We start from the raw sequence: 23640 nt of genomic DNA, 5'->3' as shown, positions 1-23640 counted from the left end.
TGCCCGGGCCAAGACATCCAGGGCCCCTCCAAGGGGTGACGATATGGCTGTGTCCCGCGAAGAAACCACCGCAACCATTTTGCAGAAGGCTGTTGGCGCCCCGGCCCGCAGCTCAAGCAGGGCATCACGGTACAGCCTGCCTTTCAGCCGGGTAGCCGCAGTGGCGTCCGGCGCTGGTTGTTGCTCCTGGACCCCGGCCATAGGCCCAAGAATTCGGGCAGCCGTGCAAATCCTGATATGGCTGCTGCTGGTGGCCACCTCGATCCAGTCGGTTCCGTTTGCCGTCGTTCCAAAAGACACGGGACGCAGATGCCGGTGGGCCAGCAGGGCATCGGCGTGAATGTTTGAATTGGTGACCCCCGCATCGAGAGCGGCGCGAACCAGCAGCTGCCCGTCCCAGCCGCGCGCCGTCAACGTCGTTTCCAGCGCCGCCAAATGGGGCTGCGCCGCGGATATGAGGCGGCGCTGCATGACTTCCAGCTGGCGGCCGTCATCGGTCTCGAGCACGACCGTCCGAGACAATAGTGCCCGCCTCATATCGAGTTCGCGGTGCTCACTGCGTAACCGGAGCCCTCCAGCCGACCACCAGCGGCCAGGTACCACGGCAACGTCCACAGGCAGCCAGTTCGGCGCATTCACCATGTGCTCATCCTCGGTCTGCTGCCCATGGACCTCGCTCGTGAGGCGGTTATAGATCCCGGCCAGGTACGTTCCCGGATAGTGAATTCCGTCTGCAGCGCTTTCCGGCGCGGCTCCCCTGACAGCCATGTACCCGTTGCCCAGGGTGGTCAGCGCCTCCCGATGGCCCTCGTGGGCAGGATCCATGCCTTCGTAGATGAGATGCCAGGGATCGGCAAGAACAAGGCCGATATCGAATTCGCTGACATCATTGAGCACCACGTCGGCTCCTGCCGCTTCCAACTCGGCACGCTGCCCGGCCCGGTCGATCCCGACAACCAGCCCGAAGCCTCCGGCCCGCGCGGCCTGGACACCAGCCACCGCGTCTTCAATTACGGCCACCCGCGCCGCGGGCACACGAATTTGACGGGCCGCCTCGAGAAAAAGGGCAGGATCAGGTTTCCCGGGCAGGTGGAGAGCCGCTGCAGCCCGCCCGTCAATGATGAGATCAAAATCGTCCAGCAGCCTGGCGCGTTTCAAAATGGCTCGGGCGTTCCGGCTTGAGGAGGCAAGCACCGTCCTCATGTGCCCCTTACGCAGTCTCCGGAGCAGGTCCACCGTCCCGGCAAACACCCGAACACGGCCCTTCTTGAGTCTCCGATTAAAGATCTCGTTCTTGCGGGCACTGAGTCCAGCTACGGACCATGTACCGGGCGGATCGGAAGGTTGTCCTGCCGGAATGGCGATTCCCCGCGATTCGAGGAAGGCGCGGATTCCCTCTTCCCTCAGACGACCGTCGACGAAGCGCCGGTAGTCGCTGCCCGTGAAGGGGTCCCCACCGGTCGTGCCGGGTACGCGTGGATCCTGGAGGACGCCATCGAATAGCTCCTTCCACGCCATCTCGTGAATTTCAGCTGTGTCAGTGACCACCCCGTCGAGGTCAAAAATGACGGCATCGAACGGGGACATGGCAGATGCCGCCGTGGACGATGCACTCCACTCCTGCGGTTCGGGCGCCATGCGCGGTTCCTCCCTCGGCGGGCGCGGATTGCATCACCGACCGCAGCCCTGGCTATTCAGTGCTACTCCGCTGAGGGCGGCAAAGACAGGGGCCTTGGACCCGTCGATCCCAGCCGCTCAGCTGTCAGCCGTTCAGCACCACATTCACCGGCGGCTCACCTGCCAGCATGAGCTCGATCTGCCGCTGCAGCAGCCGGCCCATCCGCGGCCGCATCGCCGAACTCGCCCCGCCCACGTGCGGGCTGATGATGACACCCGGGGCCAGCCACAGCGGGTGGTCCTGCGGCAGGGGCTCGGGATCGGTGACGTCCAGCGCGGCGCGGATCCGTCCGGAGGCGGTGTGCCGGACCAGGGCATCGGTGTCCGCCACCGGACCGCGGGCCACGTTCACCACCAGGGCGCCGTCCGGCATCGCCGCGAGGAAAGCGTCATCAATCAGGTGCCGGGTGGAGCCGCTGAGCGGAACCCCCACCACCACGATGTCGTGCACCGGCAGCAACGCCTGGAGTTCCGCAATACCGTGGACCTGGCCGCGTTCATCCATCCGCACCGTGCTGGCCACCCGGGTCACGCTGGTCTCGAAGGGCAGGAGCCGGTCCTCGATCGCCTTGCCCACCCCGCCGTAGCCAACTATCAGGACGCGGCGGTCGGCCAGGCTGGCCGTGGGCCTGGCATCCCAGCTGCCCTCCTGCTGGTGCTGGATCAGGCGGGGCAACTCGCGCTGGCTGGCGAGGATCAGGGCGAGTGCCAGCTCCGCCGTGGAGGTTTCGTGCACGCCGGACGCGTTGGCGAAGACCCGTCCGGACGGCAGGAACTCCGCCACCCCGTCGTACCCGATCGACTGGCTCTGCACCAGGGCGGTGTCCACCCGTTCCAGCCCCTGCAGGACCTGCGGGCCTCCCATGTAGGGCGGCACCACGATGTCGATCCGGGGCAGCGGCGGCTCACCGGTGAGGTCCCATTCCAGGATCGTGACGTCTGCGTGCGGCTGAAGGTATTTACGCAACGAGGCGTCCGGCAGGCTGACAGTAATTTTCCGGCTCATGAGTGCCAGCGTAGTGGACCATGATGCGGGAGTTTCGTCCGACTTTGGCCGCGCCCCGCGCGCTCCGTGGACTTCGCCCCCGGCGCGGCCTAACGTCGGAGGCACCACCCCAGTCGAGTCCGGAAGGCCCACGCACATGACGAATCCGGGCCCCCGGCCGGCCGCTCCCACCCACCGCAGGAACATGGTCCTGGTCTGGGCCGCCGCCGCGCTGGTGCTGGCCGCCGTCGTGGTTCTCGGCGCCATCCGCACCGTCCCGTCAACGGAAGGAGATTTCCTTACCGTCGCCCACCAGCAGGCGCCGAGCCCGTCCGCCGCTGCCCCGGCCACCCCGCCGCCCGCCGTCGTCGACCTCCCCGCCGAGATCCAGCGGATCATCGGCGAACACCCCGATCACAGGATCGGCGTCGCCGTGATGGACACCCGCGACGGTCAGCTGCAAAGCTACGGCGACGTGGCACCGTACACGGCGGCGAGCACCGCTAAGGTCCTGACGGCCGCCGCCTACTACCACCTCGTGGAGACCGGCGAAAAGTCACTCGATGCTCCCCTGGGCTCGTTCAATGCCGCGTTCCAGCTCAAGGCCATGATCAACACCAGCAGCGACGACTCGTGGCTGCTGCTGATGCGGGATATCGGCTACTCCAACCTCACCGCCTACGCCGCAACCCTCGGCATCACCTACGATCCCGAGAAAAACCTCATCGCCCCGACGGACATGGTCCGGCTCCTCCAGCAGCTCGCCACGGGCAAGCTGCTCAACCCGGATCACACCGCGGAGCTGCTCGGCTACATGCAGCACACCAATGACGAGGAACTCATCCCGGCGGCGCTCTCCCCCGGCATCACGGTCCACCACAAGTACGGTGTGGTGCAGGGCTACGTCCACGACGCCGCGCTGCTCAGCGCCGGGGACCGCTCCTACGCGGTGGTCATCTACACGTGGGGCCCGGACGACGCCGACAGCGCGAACCGTCTGGACCTCATCCACGACCTGACTCACCAGGTCACCGGCGCCCTGTTCGGGCGCTAACACGACAGACTTGGCGTGATGTTGCGTGTGAGCTGTTAATAGGCTGAAAATCGACCCTTCAAAGGTGGCGCACGCTCCATTACGGGGGCAGGATGAAAGAAGCCGGAACAGTCTCAGCCGAAGCTGCCCGACGGAACTCCACGATGCTGGGCGTCCCCTGGAGGAGCACCAGATGTTGATTCCTTTTGAATTACGAACCGGCCGTCCCGCCGACGCCGGGGCCTCCGGTCCCGCACGGCCCGACGCGCCGCCCTGACCGGAAACGCGCCGACCAACCCGCGGGCCCCGCACTATGGGGCCCGGACCCCGCCCGCATTCCGGGCAGATCGAGGCTGCTGGGGCTTCGGATTTTCTCCGGCTCGTGTGCACGAGACGCCGCAGTATTTGGGGCAGGCCAGGATCCCGCGAATAAGGCCCGCGCCGACGCGCGGCCCAGGGGGGACCTCCCGGATCCGGGCTTTTTCCAGGGAGTAACCTTGATCCGCATCCTCATTGCAGAAGACGAAGAACGCATCTCCCGCTTCATCGAAAAGGGCCTGCGCGCAGCCGGCTACGCGCCCACCGTCGTCGCCGACGGCGTCTCGGCCGTGGACTACGCGTCCAGCGGCGAATTCGATCTCCTGCTCCTCGACATTGGACTCCCCCGCCTGGATGGTTACGCCGTCCTCGCGGCACTGCGCCGAGGCCAGGTGGGCATCCCGGTCATTGTCCTCACAGCCCGCAGCTCGTCCACCGACACCGTCGCGGCGCTGGAGGGCGGCGCGGACGATTACATCGTCAAGCCGTTCCATTTTGAGGAACTCGTGGCCCGCATCCGGGCGCGGATACGTAAGGGGGACACCGGCGATGTGCTGGCGGGAAGCGTTATGCGCTACGGGCCCCTGGAGTTGAACCTGCTCACCCGCACCGTCAGCGTCGACGGCCGGATGGTGGAGCTCTCCGCCCGCGAATTCGCCTTGGTGGAAATGTTCCTGCTCCACCCTGGGCAGGTCCTGAGCCGGCAGCAACTCCTCAGCCACGTCTGGGGCTACGACTTCGACGGCACGTCCAATGTGGTGGACGTGTACGTGCGCCAATTGCGGATGAAACTCGGCGCCGAGCGCATCCTCACCACCCGCGGCGCCGGGTACCGCCTGAGCTAGGCAAGACCTTCTGCAAAACGCTGCAAGGCCAGCTGATCGTCACAGGAAGGGAAGTGGCCACTGTGGATGAACACCCCGGCGGGGACGGCCAGGCGGCTGTCTCCCCTTCGACGGAATCCCAGGACCCGTCCGGCTGGGGCGCAAAGATCCACTCGGTGCGATTCCGCGTGGTGGCCGCCATGCTGGGCATGATGCTCGCCGGGCTGGTCACCGCGGGGCTGGTCACGTTCGTGGTCCAGTTCCAGGAGTCCGATGCCAGGATCGACCAGGCGGTGCTGGACAAGGCCAACTCCGTGGTCAAGATCGTCCAGACCAAAAAGAAAACGTCCGGGGACTACGCCAACAGGACGTACATCAGCGCACTTCACGAGGCCGCCGAGGACATCGAACCGCGCAGCAACGAGGTCATGGCCGGGATCGTGGACGGACGGGTGGCATGGACCGTTGAGGGCAGCGGGGACCGAGACCTCCTGGACAGCACGATGTTTGCCGACGCCGCCCAGCTCCGGAACCCGTTCGGCGTGTCCTTCGGCGAGCTGAACTCGGACGGCCGCCCGCTCAGGACTGTGGTGGTGCCCATGAAGGGCGCCCCAGGGACGTTCTTCCTGGTCGGCCGGGACGCGGGCGACCAGGAAGAACACAACGCAAGCTCGGTCCGGACATATTCGATGGTGGCCCTCGGCATGCTTTCGGCTGCCGCGGTGATCGGCGGCATCGTTGCCGGGCGGTTGCTCGACCCTCTCCGCCGTATGCGCGAGACTTCCAGGGCGGTGGGCCCGGAAGACCTCACGCAGCGGGTGGAGGTCCGCAAGGGCGAGGACGACGTCACCCTGCTTGCCAAGACCTTCAACACCATGCTGGAAAGGCTGGATGAGGGCGCCCAGCAACAGCAGCAGTTCCTGGACGACGCCGGACATGAGCTGCGGACCCCGCTGACCATTCTCCGTGGGCACCTCGAGCTGGTGACGGTGGATGATCCTGACGATGTCATTGCCACGAGGGACGTGCTGCTGGACGAGGTGGACCGGATGCAGCGCCTGGTGGACGATCTCCTGCTGCTCGCCAACTCGGGCGACCCCGGGTTCATCCGGCGTGAACCCGTCCGGATCCCGGAGCTCCTGGACCAGGTCATGGAGAAAGTGCACGTCCTGGCCGACCGAAACTGGCAGATCGATGAAAGGGCCGACTACGTGGTGGAGGCGGATCCGCAGCGCCTCACCCAGGCCCTGGTCCAGCTCGCCGCCAACGCCGTCAAGTACACCGGGCAGTCCTCCACGATCGCGCTCGGCTCCCGGATTGAGCACCCGACGGCGGACGACGGCACTTCGCTGCCCCCACAGGACACCCTCCTGCTGTGGGTGCGCGACGACGGGATCGGCATCGCAGCCGAGGATCAGGAACGGATCTTCGAACGGTTCGGCCGGGCGCACACGGGCCGCGGCGAGGAAGGTTCGGGACTGGGCCTCGCAATCGTCTCGGCCATCGCCCAGGCGCACGGGGGCCAGGCCACCGTGGAATCCGAATACGGCCACGGGGCCACGTTCCTGATCGGGATCCCCTTGCAGTCCGCCAGCGTCCGCGTCTGAGCTGGTCCACCGGCGTCCGCGTCGGATTTGGCCCGCCGGCTGACTCACGCCCGCATCCAACCTTGGCCCGTGCCTAAGCACGGGGCCGCTTAGGCACGGCGTTGGATGAGAAATCCTTAATCTTCTCCTCATCCCGCCCTCACTCTCGGGGCGCAGGCTGATAACTACCATCAGACAGCGCCGGCACCGGACACAGTTGCGATCGCAGCCATATCCGGGGCACCGGGGGCGGGGGAGGATTTGCAGTGGAGCCAATGCGGATAGTGCTGTACTCACATGATTCAGTGGGCCTGGGACATGTGCGTCGGAATCTGGCACTGGCCCATGCTCTGAACAATCAGCTTCCCGGGCTGATCGGCCGCCCCGTCACCGGAATCCTCATCACCGGCACCGCACTGGCCCCGGCGTTCCGGTTGCCCGAGGGCTGGGACTGGGTGCTTCTTCCCGGCGTGGCCAAGGGGTCCGCGGGCTACCTGCCCCGGAACCTGACGTTGCCCATGCATGAGCTCGTGCCGTTGCGGGCCAGCCTGCTGCAGGCAACGCTGGCCGGCTTCGCCCCCCATCTGGTGGTGGTGGACCGGCACGCCACCGGCGTCCACGGCGAACTCGAAATAGCCTTGCGGCGCGCACGCACCGCCGGGCCCGTGCGCGTGGTCCTCGGCCTCCGCGAGGTCCTTGACTCGCCCGCCGCGGCCCTCAGCGAATGGGCCAGGCTGGGCGGGCCCCGCGTGGTCAAGGCCCTGTTCGATGCCATCTGGGTCTACGGTGATCCCGCCGTCCACGATCCCGTGGCCTGCGGCGAGATACCGTTCGCCCTCCGAAAGCTCATCCGGTACACGGGCTACCTCGCTGAGGGGCGCCCTTCGGTTTCCGGCACCAGCTGCATGCCCGGCCGGTATTTCATGACGACGGTCGGCGGGGGCTCGGACGGCTATGCCCTGGCCCGCATCGCCGTCGCCGCGCCGGTTCCGGACGGGCTGGGACACTTACTGGTCGCCGGACCGCAGATGCCCGCCGAGCAGCTCAACGACCTCCGCCAGCACGCCCGTCCCGGCGTCAAAGTGGTGTCCGCAGTCGATGACATCGTGTTCCACATCCGGCACGCCGCCGCCGTCGTCGCTATGGGCGGCTACAACACGGTGTGCGAGATCATGAGCACCCCTGTCCCCGCGCTGATCGTGCCACGCACTCAGTCGCGCGCCGAGCAGCAGATCCGGGCCGCGTCCCTGGCCGCGGCCGGGTACCTGGAGCAACACGACATTGGCACGCTGACGCCCGAGATCCTTGCCGGCTGGCTTGCCGCCCGGCTCGGCACCACTGTGGACCGGCGCCGCGCGGTGCTGGACGGCTTGATCCGGGTTCCGCAGCTGGCCGCCGAGCTGCTGCAGCCGCTGGCCGATTCCGATCAGTTCAGCGCCGATCAGGTCAGTGCCGATCAGTTCCAGGCGAACGAAAGCGTTGCCGGAACGCGCGCGAAGGGTGGTGACAGCCGTGTCGCCGTTTGAACCGGGGACGGCGTACGTCCTGAAGATGTATCCGCGTTTCTCCGAAACGTTCATCGTTTCTGAGATCCTTGCCCGCGAGGCGGCGGGGGACCGGATCGAGATCTTCTCCCTCCGGCCCACCAACGACCCCCGGTTCCACCCTGAACTCGCCCGGGTCCAGGCACCGGTGACGTACATTGACCGACCCATCAAGACTGTGGCCCTGTGGGAGAGCCTCCGGATGGCCGAGGCGGCCGGGCTCACGGCCGCCGTCGGCCGGAATTTGGGCGAACTCGCCGCCGCCACGGCAGACGACGCCGTCCAGGCCATCAATCTGGCCACCGCCTTCCAGGCCCGGAACATCCAGCACATGCACGTCCACTTCGCCTCGGGCGCCACCACCGTGGCCCGGCTGGCGTCCCTCATCACCGGAATCCCGTTCTCGTTCACCGCCCACGCGGTGGATATCTTCCATGAATCGGTCCAAAACGAGGATCTGCGGATCAAGCTGGAGCAGGCCCACCACGCCGTGACCATCAGCCAGTACAACATGCGCTACCTGCGCCGCCGCTTCCCGGACTCGACGTCCAGGCTCCATCTGGTGCGTAACGGCCTGGAGCTGGAGCGCTTCCCGTACCGGGAGCCCCGCCCGCTCGGAGCCACCCTGCGGATCGCCGCCGTCGGTCGCCTGGTAGAGAAGAAAGGCTTCCAGCACCTGCTGCCCGCGGCCGCCGAACTGCTGGACCAGGGGGTCAAAATGGACCTCCGGATCGCCGGGACCGGGATCATGGCCGAGGAGCTGGAGGCCAGCATCGATCAGCTCCGGCTACGCGAGCACGTCCGCCTCCTCGGCCCCCAGACCCAGGACCAGATCCACGAACTGCTCCACGCCGCCGATATCTTCGTGGCGCCCTGCGTGATCGGCGCCGACGGCAACGCGGACGGCATGCCCACGGTGTTGCTCGAGGCCATGGCCACGGGCGTCCCCTGCGTCAGCACGTCCGTCACCGGAATCCCCGAGGTGGTCCGGAACGGCTCCACCGGAGTCCTGGTCCGGCCGGGCAGTCCGCACGCCCTGGCCCGCGGCATCCGCACGCTCAGCTCCCCCGCCAAAGACAGGGTCGCCGTGTCGCGCAATGCGCGCGCCCTGATCGAGGAGGACTACGACGTCCACCGCCAGGCCGAACTCCTGAGGTCCCTCTCCCGTTCCGAAAGGAGAGTCGCATGACACGCGTTGCCTACCTCTGCGCCGACCCGGGCGTGCCTGTTTTCGGCACCAAGGGTTCCTCCGTGCACGTCCAGGAAATCGTCCGGGCGTGGCGCGGGACCGGCGCCGCCGTCACGGTCTACTGCACCCGGCTCGGCACCGAGCGGCCCAAGGATCTTGCCGATCTCGACGTCGTCGAAGTCAAGCCGGAATCCGTCCCCGGCCCCGCGCGGGAACGGGCGGTCCAGGACGCCGCGCTGGGCCTGGCGGACGAGGTCCTTCGCAACGGCTGCGGGCTGTTCTACGAGCGCTATTCGCTGTTCAGCCCGGCACTATCCGTGGTGGCCCGCATCCTGGATGTGCCGTCAGTACTTGAGGTCAATGCCCCGCTCATCGAGGAGCAGCAGCGGTACCGTCAGTTGCTGGATGTGAAAAAAGCTGAGACGGTGTTCCGCCGCAACGCCGCAACGGCCGACGTCGTTGCGTGCGTCTCGGATCCTGTGGTGCGCTGGGTGCGGGCGCGGGTGCCGACCGCGAGGACCGTGCTGGCACCGAACGGCGTGAACGTCGAGCGGATCCCGGCCCGCCGCCCCGGCCGCCGGAATCCGGACCACCTCACGGTCGGGTTTGTCGGAACCTTGAAGCCCTGGCACGGTGTCCCCAGCCTTCTGCACGGTGTGGCCCTGGCCAACCAACAGACCGTTGACCCGGGCCTGCGCTGGCACGTCCACGTGGTGGGTGACGGCCCCGGCCGGGAGGACCTCGAGCGCCTCGCCGGGTCCCTCGGCGTGCCGACGGTGTTCACCGGCGCCGTTGCGCCGGCCGCCGTGCCCGGCCTCCTGGCAGACTTCGACGCCGCCGCCGCCCCCTATCCCCCGGACGCGCCCGGCCAGGACGATTACTTCTCGCCGCTGAAGGTCTTTGAGTACATGGCGGCCGCGCTGCCCGTGATCGCGAGCGCCGTGGGCCAGATCCCGTCCATCATCCAGGACGGCCGCACCGGGATCCTCGTCCCGCCCGGGAACCCCGCCGCACTCGCGGACGCCCTTATCCGGCTCGGCGAAGACCCGAATCTGCGGGACAGGCTGGGGCTCGAGGCCCGCAGCGACGCCGTGCTGAGGTTCAGCTGGAGCAGTGTGCTGTCCCGGATCACCGAGGCACTGCCGCCTGCACGCAGACTGGCAAGGCAATGACCACCGCTTCCAGGCATGCGCACCCCCGCAGCTGGCGGACCCTATGGCGAAGGACCCGCACCCACGCGCCGGCTGAACCCACACCGCTGCGGCGGACCTTGCGGTGCGTCCGCCCGCATTTGCGCGGGCACAGGCTGCTCATCACCTGGGGATTCATTGCCATGGCCGCGGAAATCCTCTTCCGGCTTCTTGAGCCGTGGCCAGTGAAGATCGTCCTGGACTCCGTCTCACACTCACTCGGCGCCAATCTGCGCAGGTCCCCGCTCAGCGTGGAGGCGAGCGCGGAGGTGCTGCTCCTCTGCGCCGGCGCAGTGATCGTCATCAGCCTCATCAGGGCCCTGGCCAGCTACGTGTCCGCGATTTCGTTTGCGCTCGTGGGTACCCGGATTTCCTCCGAATTGCGCGCCCGTACCTTCCGCCACCTCCAGGGCCTGTCGATGCGCCACCACAGCCGCGCGTCCACCGGCGACACTGTCCAGCGGCTCGTCGGGGACGTGTCCCGGCTGCAGGATGTGGCCGTCACGGCGGGGCTCCCGCTCATCGGGAATACCGTGTCGCTGATCGCAATGATGATCATTATGCTCTGGCTCGATCCTTTGATCGCCCTGGTGACGTTCGTGTCCATCGGGATATTCGTCTTGTTGTCCCGCAGGAGCTCGGGATCGATTACCACCGCGGCCCGCAAGTCACGCAAGGGCGAAAGCGCCCTTGCCACCACCGCCGCGCAGACGCTCGGAGCAATGCGCGAAGTCCAGGCGTATGGACTCGAAGACACCATCAGCTCGGGCTTCAGCAAGAGCAATCAGGCGGCACTTGGCTCCGGTGTGACCACGCTGCGGCTGGCCGCCAGCCTGCAACGGAAGACCGACGTCCTGACGGGAATCGCAACGGCGGTAGTCCTGGCTGCCGGCGGCTGGAGGGTGATGCAGCATGCGATGACCCCCGGTGATCTGGTCGTTTTCCTGTTTTACGTGAAGACCGGGCTAAGGCCGCTCAAGGATGTGGCCAGGTACACGAGCCGTATCGCCCGCGCGACGGCCTCCGGGGAACGGGTGGCAGACCTGCTTGAGGCCCAGAGCGACGTGCCCGAGGCACCGCACGCCGTCGCCCTCAAGAACCCGCACCCGGACATCGTGTTCGACAACGTCTGGGCCGGTCACTTCGACGGAACCGCGGTGCTCAAGGGGATCACCCTGACCATACCGGCGGGTCAGCACTGCGCCGTGCTGGGGCCCTCCGGGGCCGGGAAGTCAACGCTGGCCAGCATGATCCTTCGGATGGTGGACCCTTGGGAGGGGAGTGTCAGCCTCGGAGGTGAGGACCTGCGGTCCCTGAAGATCGCTTCCGTGCGTGCCCATGTCTCAATCCTCCTCCAGGACTCCGTGCTGTTTGGAACTTCGGTCCGGGAGAACATCAGGTTCGGCCGCCTCGATGCCACCGATGAGGAGATCGAAGCCGTGGCGGCCCTTGCCCAGGCCGACGGTTTCATCCGCGCACTGCCCCAGGGCTACGAAACCGTCCTCGGCGAGGCGGCCAACGATCTTTCCGGGGGCCAGCGTCAACGGCTGGCCGTCGCCCGCGCCATGCTCCGCAAGGCCCCCATTGTGATTCTGGACGAGGCGACGGCCGGGCTTGATCCGGCCTCACGGGATTCGGTCCTCAGCGCATTGGACACACTCACCCAAGGCCAGACCTCCATCACGATTACCCACGACGTCAACTCGGCCCAATCATGCGACCGGGTGATCTGGCTCGAAGACGGCAAAATCCTCGAAGATGGGCCGCCGCAGTTATTGCTGACAGATCCCGATTCCCGCTTCGCCGACTGGGTCCATCGGCAGCAGACGGCAGAACCGGGTGACCTGTTCAAGGTGCCGTCATGAGCATCGCCCCGCAGGGACAAAGGCTGCAGGGACAACGGCTGCAGGGACAATGGCTGCAGCCGCAGCGGCGCGAAGCTGACCGTGCCCTGGCGGCCCGGGACACCCGGATCCCGGGCCTGAACTGGGTCCTCGACGACGAGCTGCTCTCCGAGCTCCTGGGCGAAAGCGTCCGGATCACCAGGACCCGCTACAAACCGCACAACTCGGCCCTCGTCGCCTTCCGCCGGGCCGGCTACGGGGCCGGCAGCTACGGCTGGGCATCGACCACAGCACCGGAGCACGCCGAGAAACTGCAGCGGCGGGCGGACAGTTCGCAAAAGCGCGGCGGCGGCATCCTGCTGGTCCAACCCGATCATCCCCACGCCGACGTCGTGGTGGCTGTCGGCCCCATCGAGGAGGACTGGCCGCTGCGCCCCAACCTGCGGTGGCTCCGGGACCACGGGCTCGGACGGCTCGGAGCACTCCCCGCGGCAGAGCGGTTCCTGGACCCCCCGGTCAGCGTGCTGAGATACAACCCGGAGCGCAGGCTCGTTGCCAGGGTCCCTTCGGCGACGGTGCCCGTCGTCGTCAAGACCGCTGTCCGAGCTGACGAAGCTGCCGCAGGCCTCCGCCTGCGGCAGCGGCTGGAGAGCAACGGCATCCCGGTCCTGCCCGAACTCGCCGACGTGGAATGCGCCGCGCACGGCATCAGCGCCTCCCCGGACTGGGGCCACGGAGACCTGAGCGGCGGCGACAACGACCCGGCCGCCTACCGGGCCGGCCAAGCCCTGGCGGCGATCCATGGAATGGACGCGGGAACCGGGCCGGACCCGGCGGCGGAAGTGGAAGACCTGGTACGGCAGCTCGCCGCCACGCGGTCCATGATCACCTGCCTGCTCCCGGGGCTCGAGGCTCCGGTAGCCCGGCTCACCAGCCGGCTCCTGGCAACCGTCGGCGCCGCCGGCCCCCACGGGCCCGCGCAAGTGCTGGTCCATGGCGATTTCTCGGCGGACCAGGTCCTGGTGGACGGCCCGGCCGTCCGCATCATCGATTTCGACCGTGTCAGGACCTCCGACCCGGCGAGGGACCTTGGGTCGTTTGCCGCGGTGGAGGACATCGCAGACCCCCCAGGTGCCGGGCCCGTGGCCGGTGGCCGCAAGACGGCCCAGCTGATCGACGGTTACCGCGAGGCTGGCGGCCACGTATCGCAGGCCAGGGTGGAGACCTGGGCGGCGTTCCGGCTGTTCCTGAACAGCGTCGACCCGTTCCGGAACCGGGCCAGCGACTGGCCGGCCGACACGAGCTGGCATATCCGCCGAGCCCTGGAGTTGATCGCATGATCTGGCACCCACCGCTTTGGAATTACACCGACGACGCCGGCACCGCGTGGCGCGTCCACAAGGCGTGGCCCGATAAAGAACCCGGAGAATACCTGCTGGAGGTCGAGACTGCGGGACGGCCCGGCGTCCGGGGAGCACATTTGAGCCATGGCCGCTTTGAGGTCCTGCCGGAGGACGATCCCGAGCTGCCGGCCCTTCGGACCGAAAGACAGCGCGGGGAAATCATTGCCCACTGGCCGTACACGCGGGCCATCATCCGGGCGGAGGGTTGCTACATCAAGGTCTTCCGGCCCGGCAGGGCCGCAGTCCCGGCCGAACGGTGCGCTCAGACGGACCTCCTGCTGGACGCCGGCGCCTTTACGGCGCCCGAGGTACTTCAGAGCTCCCCGGACACCCTCGTTTTGAGCGCCCTCTCCGGACCGACGCTGGGCGAAATCGGCGAGGACTACTTCACGATCGGCGAGAAGGAGTTTGCCGGCGCATGGGAAGAGTGGTCCCGCGCGTGGCTCGCCCAGCTGAGCGCGGCGTCTGATGCCAGCAGACAAACCGTTCTGGGCGCCCTGCCGGTCCATTCACCGGAAGTGGAAGCGAAGGCCGTGGCCCGTTGGTTGAAACGATGGCTGCGCCACACAGCGAATGTTCCGGAACTGTCCACCCAACGCGACACCTTGATCGCCATGGCAGATTACGTCACGGCGAACCTGCTCGGCTCGGTACCGGACCCGCTGGTATGGGCCCACGGAGACCTGCACGACCGGCAGATTATCGCCGGCGACGGCCGGTCCCCGTTCGGGCTGCTGGACTTCGACGATACTGCCCGGGCCGAGGCCGCCCGCGACCTCGCCTACCTGGATTTCCATCTGGAGCGGCGCATGTGGCGCAATAACCTGACGTCGGCGCGATACCTGAAGGCCCACACGGTGGTGCTGGCCGTCGCCGAGCAATTGCAGGTCAGCCCGGATCGGTTCGATGCCTACGCGGACGCACGCTGGCTGCGACTGGCCTGTTCTTCGCTCCCTTCGGGCTCGTTGCTGGCGACCCGCGTTCTCGAAGACCGGGTAAAGCAGCGTGAGTCCTTCGGATCCACCATCCTGGCCGCCAGCCGGTCCCTCGGATCCCGGAGCTGATCCACATGGGCTGGCACCCGCCCGTCCCGGCCGCCGTCCTGGATGCGGACAACTTCGAATGGCAGGTCATCCGGTCCTGGCCCGACGACTCCGCGGAGGACTATGTCCTGGAACTGGCCGCCGCCGACCGGGCAGGGGTCCGGGCGGCCCACCTCCGGGCGGGGCAGCTGGAGCTTCTGCGGGACGGCCGCGACCGGCGTCTGCCCGCCCTGAAGCACGCGTCGCCGCTGGGTGAGGTGGTGGTGCACCGGGCCCACAAACGGGCCGTGGTCAGGGCCGGGGAGCACTACCTCAAGATCTTCCGGGCCCGCCAGTCCGACGAAGCGGTGGGCAGGCACGCCCGGATGAACGAGCTCCTCGGCGCCGGGGACTTCCGCACCCCGGAAATTGTTTCCTGCACCCCGGGCTGCCTCACGATCATTGCGCTGCCCGGCCGTTCCCTGTTCGAGCTCGGAAACGACCCAGCCGTCAGTGATGACGTGTTCGAAGAAGCCTGGCAAGAATGGTCCCGGGCCTGGGTCCGGCAGCATTCCCTGGCCCGGGCTCCGGAGCACCGCCTGACCCTTGAGGCGCTCCCGCCCCGGACGGCCGCCGTCGAACTGGAGAACCTGCAACGCATCGTGCACCGGTGGCTGGTGCACGCCGGGGATATTCCGGCAGCACAGCCCGAGCGCACCGCCGTGCGTGTGGCCGCAGGGCAGACCGCCCAAAAACTGCTCCGGACCGATCCGGACCCACTCGTGTGGTCCCACGGCGACCTCCACGACAAGCAGATATTCACCGGGGATCCCGGCGCTCCCCTGGGGCTGCTGGACTTCGACGAAGCCGGCCGGGCCGAGGCCGCCGCCGACCTCGCGAACCTTGCCGTGCACCTGCGCCTGCGCCTGCGCCAACACCGCCTGACCGCCGAAAGGTACCAAACCGCCCACCGTCACGTCATCGCCACCGCCGACGAACTGCGGGTCACCCCCGCCCGGTTCGACGCCTACGCTGCCGCGACCCGCTTGCGGCTGGGCTGCCTCTATTCCTTCCGGCCGCAGTGGGCGGCCGTGGCAGAGGAGTTTCTCCTTCCGGATGGTGAACAGGCCCTGGCCGAGGGGGTTCCGGCCGCTAAAGTGGAGCCCACGTACTGACTGCACTGCATATTGACCGCCCAATATTGACCGCCCCAGATCGAACCGCACGCAACCGGGAGGACCGCTGGCATGGCTTACATCAAGGTTGGAACCGAAAACAGCACAGACGTCGAGCTCTACTACGAGGACCACGGATCCGGTCAGGCCGTGGTCCTTATCCATGGCTACCCGCTGGACGGCTCATCCTGGGAAAAGCAGACAACTGCGCTGCTCGGCGCTGGCTACCGCGTCATCACCTACGACCGCCGCGGCTTCGGACAGTCCAGCAAGCCCACCGACGGCTACGACTACGACACCTTCGCCGCGGACCTCAATACGCTCCTGACCACTCTGGACCTGAACGACGCCGTGCTGGTGGGCTTCTCCATGGGCACCGGCGAAGTGGGCCGATACCTCGGCACCTACGGCTCTGCCCGGGTGGCGAAGGCCGTGTTCCTGGCCTCGCTCGAGCCGTACGTCCTGCAGGCCGAGGACAACCCCGGCGGGGTCCCGCAGTCGGTGTTCGACGGGCTGATGGAGGCCGTGACGGCAGACCGGTACGCCTTCTTCACGGAATTCTTCAAGAACTTCTACAACAGCGAGACCTTCCTCGGCACCCCCCGGCTCAGCCAGGAAGTCATGAACGCCGGGTGGAACCTCGCCACCGGTGGCGGGGCCACGGCGTCGGCGGCAGCGCAGCCGACCTGGCTCACGGACTTCCGTGCCGACATTCCCAAGATCGATGTCCCGGCCCTGATTGTGCACGGCACGGCGGACAACATCCTGCCGATCGACGTCGCGGGACGCCAGTTCGCCAAGGCGCTGCCGAACGCCGAGTACGTGGAGATCGACGGCGCCCCGCACGGCATGCTGTGGACCCACGCCGCGGAGGTCAACGAGGTTCTGCTGCGGTTCCTGTCGAGCTAGCGGGGCCGAAACCGTTCGGCTTTCCGCGGCGATTTCGGACAAGCGCATCCCGGATCGGGAGTCCGCCTGTCCGATACCGCCGCACTTTTCGAAATTCGCCGCGGATCCGACAGTCCGGTTGACACCCGTCACACGGTACGGTTCAATTTTTTGCATATGCTGAAATAACAGTTCCACGATACGAATATCTTGTCCGTATAGCCCTACACCGTGGATGCCAGCATTGACACAAAGGATCTGGCACATGCTGTTGGAAGACTTTAACGCGGCCGGACGCGCCGAGGCCGCGGCCGCACTGCGTCCCTGCCTGGACATTGAGCGGTGGATTGAGGAGATGGTCGATTCCCGGCCCTTCGGCAGCACCGGAAGCCTCCTCGAAGCCGCCGCCCGCGCGGCGGAACCCTTCACCAATGCGGAGGTGGGGGCCGCCCTGGCCCACCATCCCCGAATCGGCGAACGGGCCGCAGGAAACAGCACGGAGGCCCGGCTCTCCCAGTCGGAGCAGGCGACTCTTGGCGCCCCGGTTCCGGCTGTCGCCGCAGCCATCGCCGAGGGAAACCGGAGCTATGAACAGAAATTCGGCCAGGTATTCCTGATCCGCGCGGCAGGCCGCAGCCGGGAGGAGATCCTCGCCGCTCTCCACACGAGGCTCGCCCACACTCCCGAAGAGGAACAAGTAGTTATCGGCCAGCAGCTGCGCGAAATCGCGGTACTCCGACTCGAAGGACTGATCGGCGCATGAGCACTTCCCACATCACCACGCACGTCCTGGACACCGGCTCCGGCAAGCCCGCCGCGGGCGTCGCCGTCACCTTGGACATGCTCGACGGCGAGCGCTGGGTCAGGATCGCAGCCGGGGCCACGGATGACGACGGGCGCGTCACGTCACTTGGTCCCGCCAGCCTGGGCTCCGGCACGTACCGGCTGGGTTTCGACACCGGAGCCTATTACGCCGCCGCCGGGACCGAGACCTTCTTCCCCGAAGTCACACTGACCTTCGCTGTGTCCCAGACGCAGTCCCACTACCACGTGCCGCTCCTGCTGAGCCCCTTCGCCTACTCCACTTACCGCGGCAGCTAAGAAACACCCTCACGCCCCGCCACCCGCCACGGCTTCAGCCCCGGGCTGGTCCCCTGCCGGGTGGCGGGGCGCAGCCATGCCCGGCGCCGCCCGCCCGGGAACCCCACGCCAGTCACAATCGACATTTTCCCGGCGAACCGGGCCGGCCGGCCCACAACCCTTGACAGTGGCCCAGCTCACTTCTATTCTCAATTTTGGGATCCCAAAACGGGATCCCAAAATAAGTAAGCTTGCCGGGCCCCGGCCTCCCAGGATCTGCATCGGATCTCCGAACTGATATCAGCGCTGATATCAGCCCCGCTATCACCACTGGACAGGCCGCGAACAGGACGCCCCACACCCCGCATCCTGGCCCGCGGACAAATCGACCCTCATCACTTGCCGGCATTTTTCCTCTCTATCAAGGAGAAGTTGTGTCTCTTCCAGATACCGAAACCGCAAATACCGAAACCGCACTACAGCCCGCTGACCCCACAGGCTCCAAGGACCGCGTGCAACGGCGCACCAACGTCCGCTGGAAAATGTTCCTCCTCCTGCTGGTGCTCGTGGCCGTGAACTACATCGACCGGGGCTCCATCTCGGTCGCCCTGCCCATCATCCAGAAAGAATTCAACATGGCCCCGGAGCTCGTGGGCCTCCTGCTCTCGGCCTTCTTCTGGACCTACGCCCTCATGCAGATCCCCGTCGGCTGGCTGATCGACAAGTTCGGCCCCCGCAAGGTGATGACCGCGTCCTGCGTCGGCTGGGGCGCCGCAACGGCAGCGTCCGGCCTGGCCGGCGGCTTCCTCAGCATGTTCATCGCCCGCCTGGGCATCGGCGTCACCGAGGCCGGCGTCATGCCGGCAGGCGGAAAGCTGAACGCCATCTGGATGCACAAATCGGAACGCGGCCGCGGCGCCACCATCCTGGATGCCGGTGCCCCCTTGGGCGCCGGGCTGGGCGGCATCCTCATCGCAGGCCTGATCGCCTCGACGGGCAGCTGGCGGACCGCCTTCATCATCGCCGGCGCCGCCACCGTCCTCATGGGCCTCGCCGTCTGGTGGTACGTCCGGGACAATCCGCGCCAGCACCGCGGAGTCAACGACGCCGAGGCCGAGTACATCGAGGCCTCCCACGCCGCCGAGGACGCCGAAGCCGAGCTCGACGGCAGCAAGGGCAAACGCGCCCTGCTCCCCTACCTGAAGTTCCGCTCCTTCTGGGCCATGTGCTTCGGCTGGCTGGGCTTCAACGGAGTCTTCTACGGCCTGCTCACCTGGGGCCCGCTCTACCTGGCCCAGGCCAAGGGCTTTGACCTGAAGACCATCGGCTGGTCCACGTTCGTGATCTTCGGTGCCGGGTTCGTCGGCGAAATCCTCGGCGGCACCATCGCCGACAAATGGCGGGCATCTGGCGCCTCGGCCAACCGGGTCATGCGCACCCTCCTGGGCACCTCCAGTGTCGTAGTGATCGGCGGCCTCATCGGTGTCACCGTCGTGGCAGATCCGACGACGGCGGTGGTGCTCCTCTCCGTCGTCATGTTCTTCCTTCGCTGGGTGGGCCTCTTCTGGAGCATCCCCTCGATCCTGGGTGGCCGGACCAACGCCGGCGTCCTGGGCGGCGCGATGAACTTCAGCGGCAACATCTCCGGCTTCGTGACCCCGATCGCCGTCGGCCTGATCGTCGGTGCCACCGGCTCCTACACCTGGGCGCTGCTGTACTTCGTGGGATCCGCGATCATCATGGGCGCATCCGTGCTGACCCTGAACTACAACAAGCGGCTCCCTGTCTAAGCTAGGCCACGAAACACCTGTTCCCGGAGCCGGGAACGCAGTGCCACAAGAACCCGAATGGAGCACCATGCTTACCGCAGAAGAAACCCAGGACAAGGAACGCCCCCTCCGGGAGGCTGTCCGGGACACCCTCCGCACCAGGATTTTTGAAGGGCACTACGTTCCCGGTACCAGGCTGGTGGAACGCGACCTGGCGGCCGAATTCAATGTCTCCCGCCTCCCGGTCCGCGAGGCCCTTCGCATGCTTCGCCAGGAAGGTCTGGTCAGCGACCGCGGCGCGCGCGGTGCCGAGGTCAGCTCGCTCAGTCCCAAAGACGTGGAGGATCTCTTCGACGTCCGCCAGTCGCTCGAAGTGCTGGCCTGCCGGCTGGCTGCGGCCCGCGCCACGCCTGAGGACCTCAGCGCCTTGGAAGGCCTGCTGGAAGAGGCAGACCGCTGCCTGGCCAGGGGCGCCATCATGGAAGCCCACCGCGCCAACAGCGAATTCCACGATGCCATCACCCGGATCGCGGACAACGGCTTCCTCAAGTCCGCACTCGAACCGCTCCAGGGCCGCATGCACTGGCTCTTCCGCCACGTGAGCGACCTCCCCGAACTCATCGAGGAACACCGGGCCCTCTACGCCGCAATCGCCAGCGGCGACCCTGACCGGGCAGCCGCCCAATCGGCGTCGCACATCGACAAATACCGGGAACAGTTTCCGGAGGATTTTCGCCGGACGGAACCCGCCCTTCATCGGAAGAACTTATGAAACTCCTTGTCATCAACCCCAATATCAGCGACGACGTCACCGCCCTGATCGAAGCGGAGGCCCTCCGCTCCGCCTCCCCCGGGACCGAACTCGTGGTCCGGACCGCCGGGTACGGCGTGGAATACATCGAAACCCGCTTTGAATCCCTCATCGCCGCCGGTGCCGTCGCCGAAATCATCGCCGAGTACACCCGCGACGGGTCCGGCAGCAGCATCGACGGCGTCGTGGTCGCGGCGTTCGGAGACCCCGGCATGCCCGCGCTGAAGGAACTGACAGATGTCCCGGTCATCGGGATTACCGAGGCGGCCTTGTGTGCCGCCGCCCTGCAGGGGCACCGGTTTTCCATCATCGCCATCTCCGACCGGATCCGGCCCTGGTACCAGGACTGCGTGGAACGATTCGGGCTCGGCGGCCGGTTGGCCTCGATCCGCTCCATCAACGAGAGCCTCAACGGCATCGGTTCCGTGCAGGAGGACTTCAAGGAGACCCTGCTGGCCCTCAGCCGCCAGGCCGTCGCCCAGGACGGGGCCGACGTCGTGATCCTCGCCGGCGCGCCGCTCGCCGGACTTGCCCGCGAGCTTGCCGGCCAGATCCCCGTCCCCTTGGTGGACGGCATCTCCGCGGGCATCCAGATGGCCCAGTCGGTGGTCAACCTCCAGTCCGGGCGGCACCGGGCGGGCGCCTTCGCACCGCCACCGGTCAAGCCCCGCAAGGGACTCTCGAAAAACCTCGATGCCGCTCTTACGACGGCGCAGCGCAGTACGCAGTTGCCCGCACCGTCCGCCCTATCTCACTAGCTTTTTTCCCCGAAGGAGGACAACGATGTCCCACACCCCAGACCTTGTCATTGCCAACGGCACCGTGGTCAACAGTTTCGGCCGCCAGGACGCGCACGTCGTGGTGCATGGCGGAACGATCGTCCAGCTCGTGGACGCTTCGGAGCCGGTCCCCGCTGCCGCCAGGACCATCGACGCCGCCGGCCAGTTGGTGATTCCCGGCGGCGTGGACGGCCACTGCCACGTCGCCCAGGTCACCGGGCGGTTCCGTACCCTGGATGACTACCGGACCACATCCACCGCTGCCCTCTGGGGCGGCACCACTACCATCATCGACTTCGGCATCCCCCGCGACGCCCGCGAGACCCCGCTGGCCGCGGTGCTGCACAAGAAGGAACTGGCACGCGAGTCCCGCTGCGACGTCGCCCTCCACGGCTCGGTGGTCCAGTGGGACGAAACCGTGCCATGGCAGCTCGAACAGCTCGCCGCCGAAGGTGTCCGTTCGGTCAAGATGTACACCACCAACCGGGGCACCACCATGGCCGACGGGGACACGATCCTGAAGGTCATGCGCGAGATGGTCCGGCTCGACGGCCTCACCTACATCCACGCCGAACACGATCCCATCATTGCCGACTGCACCCAGCAGCACGCGGACGACGGCCGGATCAGCATTGAACACCTGCACCGGACCCGCCCGGAACTCGCGGAGGAAATCTCGGTCAAGGAGACCCTGGCGATGGCCGAGTACACCAACGCCCCCGTCTACTTTGTGCACCAGTCCACGCCGGGCGCCGTAGACCTCGTCGCCGAGGCCCGCAGCCACGGCCAGGAGGCCTACTCCGAGACCTGCCCGCACTACCTCACCCTTGATGACAGTGTCTACGGATCGGTGATGCCGGAGTGGTTCGCCTGCTGCCCGCCGATGCGCAGCCCGGAGACCGTCGCCGCGCTGCGGGACCGCCTTGCCGCCGGCGCCATCCACACGGTGGCTTCGGACCACTCCTGCTACGACCTCACGCAAAAGCGGGAGCGCGCAGATGACATCCGCGAAATGCCGCACGGACTGCCTGGAGTGGAAACCCGCATGCCCGTCACGTTCACCGCCCTGATGGACGCCGCCGCCGGGGCAGCCCGCGTGGAGGACTTCGTCGAAGTGTTCGCCGCCGGCCCGGCCCGCATCAACGCCCTGCCGGGCAAGGGAACCATCGCGTCCGGGTACGACGCCGACCTGGTCATCTTCGATCCGGCCGAGGAACGCGCCGTTGACGGCGCTGCCCTGCACATGGGAACGGATTTCTCACCGTTCGACGGCAGGACGCTCACCGGCTGGCCCGCCGTTGTGGTGTCCGCCGGACGTGTGGTGCTGGACGCCAACGGCTTCCATGACCCGGGTCCCGTGGGCCGGTTCGTGCCCCGCAGCGGTTTCCGCGAACACCAGGCGGCCGCCGACCCCGTCACCGCCCCCGCTGCCCTTTAGGAGCACCCATGCCTTCCGCAACCCGCCCCACCCGCATCGGCATGATCGTGCCGTCCTCCAACACCTGCCTCGAGCCGCAGAGCTACCGGATCCTGGGCGACCGCGACGACGTGACCATCCACTTCGCCCGGATCCCGGTCACCAGGATTGCCCTGGACAAATCCTCGGACAAACAATTCGACGCCGCCGTCATGCGGTCGGCCGCCGAGCTCCTCGCCACCGCCGATGTGGACGTCATCGCCTGGAACGGCACCTCCGGCTCCTGGCTCGGCGCCGACCATGACCGCCGGATCGTGGAGGACATCACGGACGCCACCGGCGTCCCGGCCACCACATCCACCCTGGCCTACATGGAGGCGTTCCGGACCTTCGGCACCGAGCGCATCGGGCTGTTCACTCCGTACACGGAGGACGTCAACGAACGGATCGTGGCGTCGTACGGACGGGACGGCATCAAGACGCTGGACCACCGGTTCCTCGGCCTGAGCGACAACGAGTCGTTCGCCCGCGTGGCCGATGAGGAGATGCGTCCGGGGTCGCTGGAGCTGGCGGCGGCCCGGCCGGACGCCATCATCTACCTCTGCACCAACCTCTACGGGGCCAACATCACCGCCGAAATCGAGGCCGAAACGGGCGTTCCTGTCCTGGACTCAGTGGCCGTCACGCTGTGGCATTGCCTCAGGATGGCGGGCGCACCGCTGCTGGCCCCGCGCTGGGGCAGGCTGCTCACCTCAGCCTAAAAGCAACGCGGGCTCAGATGCAGCCGAATCTGGCGGCGGCTCAAATGGGCCATATCTGAGCCCGCGTTGCTTGTGGCGCCCTTCCGCCCGATTGTGACTGCAGGACCCGCGGTGCCCCGCCGCAGATGTTGACGCGCCTCGGCCTGCGTCGATAATCTCGAATTGCAAGAAAGTTTTCTCACAGAATGAAAACTTGAGCCGACCATTCAACGACGAAAAGAGGTTGGACGTGGCTGCAGGAGAAGATACCTCCCATATCCTCAGCGGGTTGACAAACCAGCTGCCTGATCGTGATCCGGAAGAGACCGCCGAATGGCTGGAGTCCCTGGATACCCTGATTCAGGA

At 67.1% G+C, this 23640-nt stretch carries 19 protein-coding genes and 1 pseudogene; 18 read left to right on the top strand and 2 right to left on the bottom strand.

Annotation, left to right across the window (positions count from 1 at the left end; genetic code table 11):
- Positions 1-114: 114 nt before the first annotated feature.
- Positions 115-1518, bottom strand: a pseudogene (locus MRBLAR12_RS05830) (HAD-IA family hydrolase); the annotation flags it as partial.
- A gap of 244 nt (positions 1519-1762) precedes the next feature.
- Positions 1763-2683: a 2-hydroxyacid dehydrogenase gene (locus MRBLAR12_RS05825; protein ID WP_364744296.1), complete on the bottom strand. Its 921-nt coding sequence runs from the start codon at positions 2681-2683 to the stop codon at positions 1763-1765.
- 136 nt (positions 2684-2819) lie between these two features.
- On the opposite strand from MRBLAR12_RS05825, the gene MRBLAR12_RS05820 reads away from it, so the two are divergent.
- From MRBLAR12_RS05820 to MRBLAR12_RS05735, 18 genes are all read left to right on the top strand, one after another.
- Complete coding sequence (locus tag MRBLAR12_RS05820) at positions 2820-3716, top strand: serine hydrolase (protein ID WP_364744293.1); 897 nt, start codon at positions 2820-2822, stop codon at positions 3714-3716.
- Positions 3717-4192: 476 nt separating this feature from the next.
- On the top strand, positions 4193-4858 hold the full coding sequence (locus MRBLAR12_RS05815; RefSeq protein ID WP_229995391.1) for a response regulator transcription factor: 666 nt from the start codon (positions 4193-4195) through the stop codon (positions 4856-4858).
- Positions 4859-4911: 53 nt separating this feature from the next.
- On the top strand, positions 4912-6444 hold the full coding sequence (locus MRBLAR12_RS05810; RefSeq protein ID WP_364744290.1) for a sensor histidine kinase: 1533 nt from the start codon (positions 4912-4914) through the stop codon (positions 6442-6444).
- 254 nt (positions 6445-6698) lie between these two features.
- Entirely contained in the window at positions 6699-7949 is a 1251-nt protein-coding gene (locus tag MRBLAR12_RS05805) for a glycosyltransferase family protein (protein WP_364744410.1), read from the top strand.
- Positions 7936-9156, top strand: coding sequence for a glycosyltransferase (locus MRBLAR12_RS05800; RefSeq protein ID WP_229995388.1), 1221 nt, complete (start codon positions 7936-7938; stop codon positions 9154-9156). Before MRBLAR12_RS05805 ends, MRBLAR12_RS05800 begins: the two co-directional genes overlap by 14 nt.
- The gene (locus tag MRBLAR12_RS05795) at positions 9153-10328 is read left to right on the top strand and encodes a glycosyltransferase family 4 protein (protein ID WP_229995387.1); all 1176 of its coding nucleotides are present in this window, start codon (positions 9153-9155) and stop codon (positions 10326-10328) included. The genes MRBLAR12_RS05800 and MRBLAR12_RS05795 overlap by 4 nt, the downstream gene beginning before the upstream one ends.
- Entirely contained in the window at positions 10325-12211 is a 1887-nt protein-coding gene (locus MRBLAR12_RS05790) for an ABC transporter ATP-binding protein (protein WP_229995386.1), read from the top strand. The genes MRBLAR12_RS05795 and MRBLAR12_RS05790 overlap by 4 nt, the downstream gene beginning before the upstream one ends.
- On the top strand, positions 12208-13530 hold the full coding sequence (locus tag MRBLAR12_RS05785) for a phosphotransferase family protein (RefSeq protein WP_364744285.1): 1323 nt from the start codon (positions 12208-12210) through the stop codon (positions 13528-13530). Before MRBLAR12_RS05790 ends, MRBLAR12_RS05785 begins: the two co-directional genes overlap by 4 nt.
- Positions 13527-14657 carry a phosphotransferase gene (locus tag MRBLAR12_RS05780; protein ID WP_229995384.1) on the top strand — a complete coding sequence of 377 codons (1131 nt, stop codon included), beginning with the start codon at positions 13527-13529 and terminating at the stop codon, positions 14655-14657. Before MRBLAR12_RS05785 ends, MRBLAR12_RS05780 begins: the two co-directional genes overlap by 4 nt.
- A 5-nt stretch (positions 14658-14662) precedes the next feature.
- Entirely contained in the window at positions 14663-15790 is a 1128-nt protein-coding gene (locus tag MRBLAR12_RS05775; protein ID WP_364744283.1) for a phosphotransferase, read from the top strand.
- A gap of 72 nt (positions 15791-15862) precedes the next feature.
- Positions 15863-16699: an alpha/beta fold hydrolase gene (locus MRBLAR12_RS05770; RefSeq protein WP_229995382.1), complete on the top strand. Its 837-nt coding sequence runs from the start codon at positions 15863-15865 to the stop codon at positions 16697-16699.
- 244 nt (positions 16700-16943) lie between these two features.
- Positions 16944-17441, top strand: a complete 498-nt coding sequence (uraD, locus tag MRBLAR12_RS05765) for a 2-oxo-4-hydroxy-4-carboxy-5-ureidoimidazoline decarboxylase (RefSeq protein ID WP_364744280.1) — start codon at positions 16944-16946, stop codon at positions 17439-17441.
- On the top strand, positions 17438-17779 hold the full coding sequence (uraH, locus tag MRBLAR12_RS05760) for a hydroxyisourate hydrolase (protein WP_364744277.1): 342 nt from the start codon (positions 17438-17440) through the stop codon (positions 17777-17779). The genes uraD and uraH overlap by 4 nt, the downstream gene beginning before the upstream one ends.
- A gap of 413 nt (positions 17780-18192) precedes the next feature.
- Positions 18193-19548 (top strand): MFS transporter, encoded by a 1356-nt coding sequence (locus MRBLAR12_RS05755; protein WP_229995379.1) that lies wholly within the window; start codon positions 18193-18195, stop codon positions 19546-19548.
- Positions 19549-19615: 67 nt separating this feature from the next.
- Positions 19616-20299 (top strand): GntR family transcriptional regulator, encoded by a 684-nt coding sequence (locus MRBLAR12_RS05750; protein WP_229995378.1) that lies wholly within the window; start codon positions 19616-19618, stop codon positions 20297-20299.
- Entirely contained in the window at positions 20296-21096 is an 801-nt protein-coding gene (locus MRBLAR12_RS05745) for an aspartate/glutamate racemase family protein (RefSeq protein WP_229995377.1), read from the top strand. The genes MRBLAR12_RS05750 and MRBLAR12_RS05745 overlap by 4 nt, the downstream gene beginning before the upstream one ends.
- Before the next feature lie 25 nt (positions 21097-21121).
- Positions 21122-22555 carry an amidohydrolase family protein gene (locus MRBLAR12_RS05740; RefSeq protein WP_229995376.1) on the top strand — a complete coding sequence of 478 codons (1434 nt, stop codon included), beginning with the start codon at positions 21122-21124 and terminating at the stop codon, positions 22553-22555.
- Positions 22556-22563: 8 nt separating this feature from the next.
- Positions 22564-23295, top strand: a complete 732-nt coding sequence (locus tag MRBLAR12_RS05735; RefSeq protein ID WP_364744271.1) for a maleate cis-trans isomerase family protein — start codon at positions 22564-22566, stop codon at positions 23293-23295.
- The last annotated feature ends 345 nt before the right edge of the window (positions 23296-23640 follow it).

Source organism: Arthrobacter sp. LAR12-1-1.1 (genome assembly GCF_040676555.1).
In the GTDB taxonomy this organism is placed as follows: domain Bacteria; phylum Actinomycetota; class Actinomycetes; order Actinomycetales; family Micrococcaceae; genus Arthrobacter.
Note: the sequence above shows the minus strand (reverse complement) of the source record. Positions and strands in the feature narration are given on the sequence as shown.

Coding starts and splice junctions, on each gene's coding strand:
- MRBLAR12_RS05825 (WP_364744296.1), bottom strand. CDS start 2,683: ATGAGCCGGAAAATTACTGTCAGCCTGCCGGACGCCTCGTTGCGTAAA.
- MRBLAR12_RS05820 (WP_364744293.1), top strand. CDS start 2,820: ATGACGAATCCGGGCCCCCGGCCGGCCGCTCCCACCCACCGCAGGAAC.
- MRBLAR12_RS05805 (WP_364744410.1), top strand. CDS start 6,699: ATGCGGATAGTGCTGTACTCACATGATTCAGTGGGCCTGGGACATGTG.
- MRBLAR12_RS05795 (WP_229995387.1), top strand. CDS start 9,153: ATGACACGCGTTGCCTACCTCTGCGCCGACCCGGGCGTGCCTGTTTTC.
- MRBLAR12_RS05790 (WP_229995386.1), top strand. CDS start 10,325: ATGACCACCGCTTCCAGGCATGCGCACCCCCGCAGCTGGCGGACCCTA.
- MRBLAR12_RS05785 (WP_364744285.1), top strand. CDS start 12,208: ATGAGCATCGCCCCGCAGGGACAAAGGCTGCAGGGACAACGGCTGCAG.
- MRBLAR12_RS05780 (WP_229995384.1), top strand. CDS start 13,527: ATGATCTGGCACCCACCGCTTTGGAATTACACCGACGACGCCGGCACC.
- MRBLAR12_RS05775 (WP_364744283.1), top strand. CDS start 14,663: ATGGGCTGGCACCCGCCCGTCCCGGCCGCCGTCCTGGATGCGGACAAC.
- MRBLAR12_RS05770 (WP_229995382.1), top strand. CDS start 15,863: ATGGCTTACATCAAGGTTGGAACCGAAAACAGCACAGACGTCGAGCTC.
- uraD (WP_364744280.1), top strand. CDS start 16,944: ATGCTGTTGGAAGACTTTAACGCGGCCGGACGCGCCGAGGCCGCGGCC.
- uraH (WP_364744277.1), top strand. CDS start 17,438: ATGAGCACTTCCCACATCACCACGCACGTCCTGGACACCGGCTCCGGC.
- MRBLAR12_RS05750 (WP_229995378.1), top strand. CDS start 19,616: ATGCTTACCGCAGAAGAAACCCAGGACAAGGAACGCCCCCTCCGGGAG.
- MRBLAR12_RS05745 (WP_229995377.1), top strand. CDS start 20,296: ATGAAACTCCTTGTCATCAACCCCAATATCAGCGACGACGTCACCGCC.
- MRBLAR12_RS05740 (WP_229995376.1), top strand. CDS start 21,122: ATGTCCCACACCCCAGACCTTGTCATTGCCAACGGCACCGTGGTCAAC.
- MRBLAR12_RS05735 (WP_364744271.1), top strand. CDS start 22,564: ATGCCTTCCGCAACCCGCCCCACCCGCATCGGCATGATCGTGCCGTCC.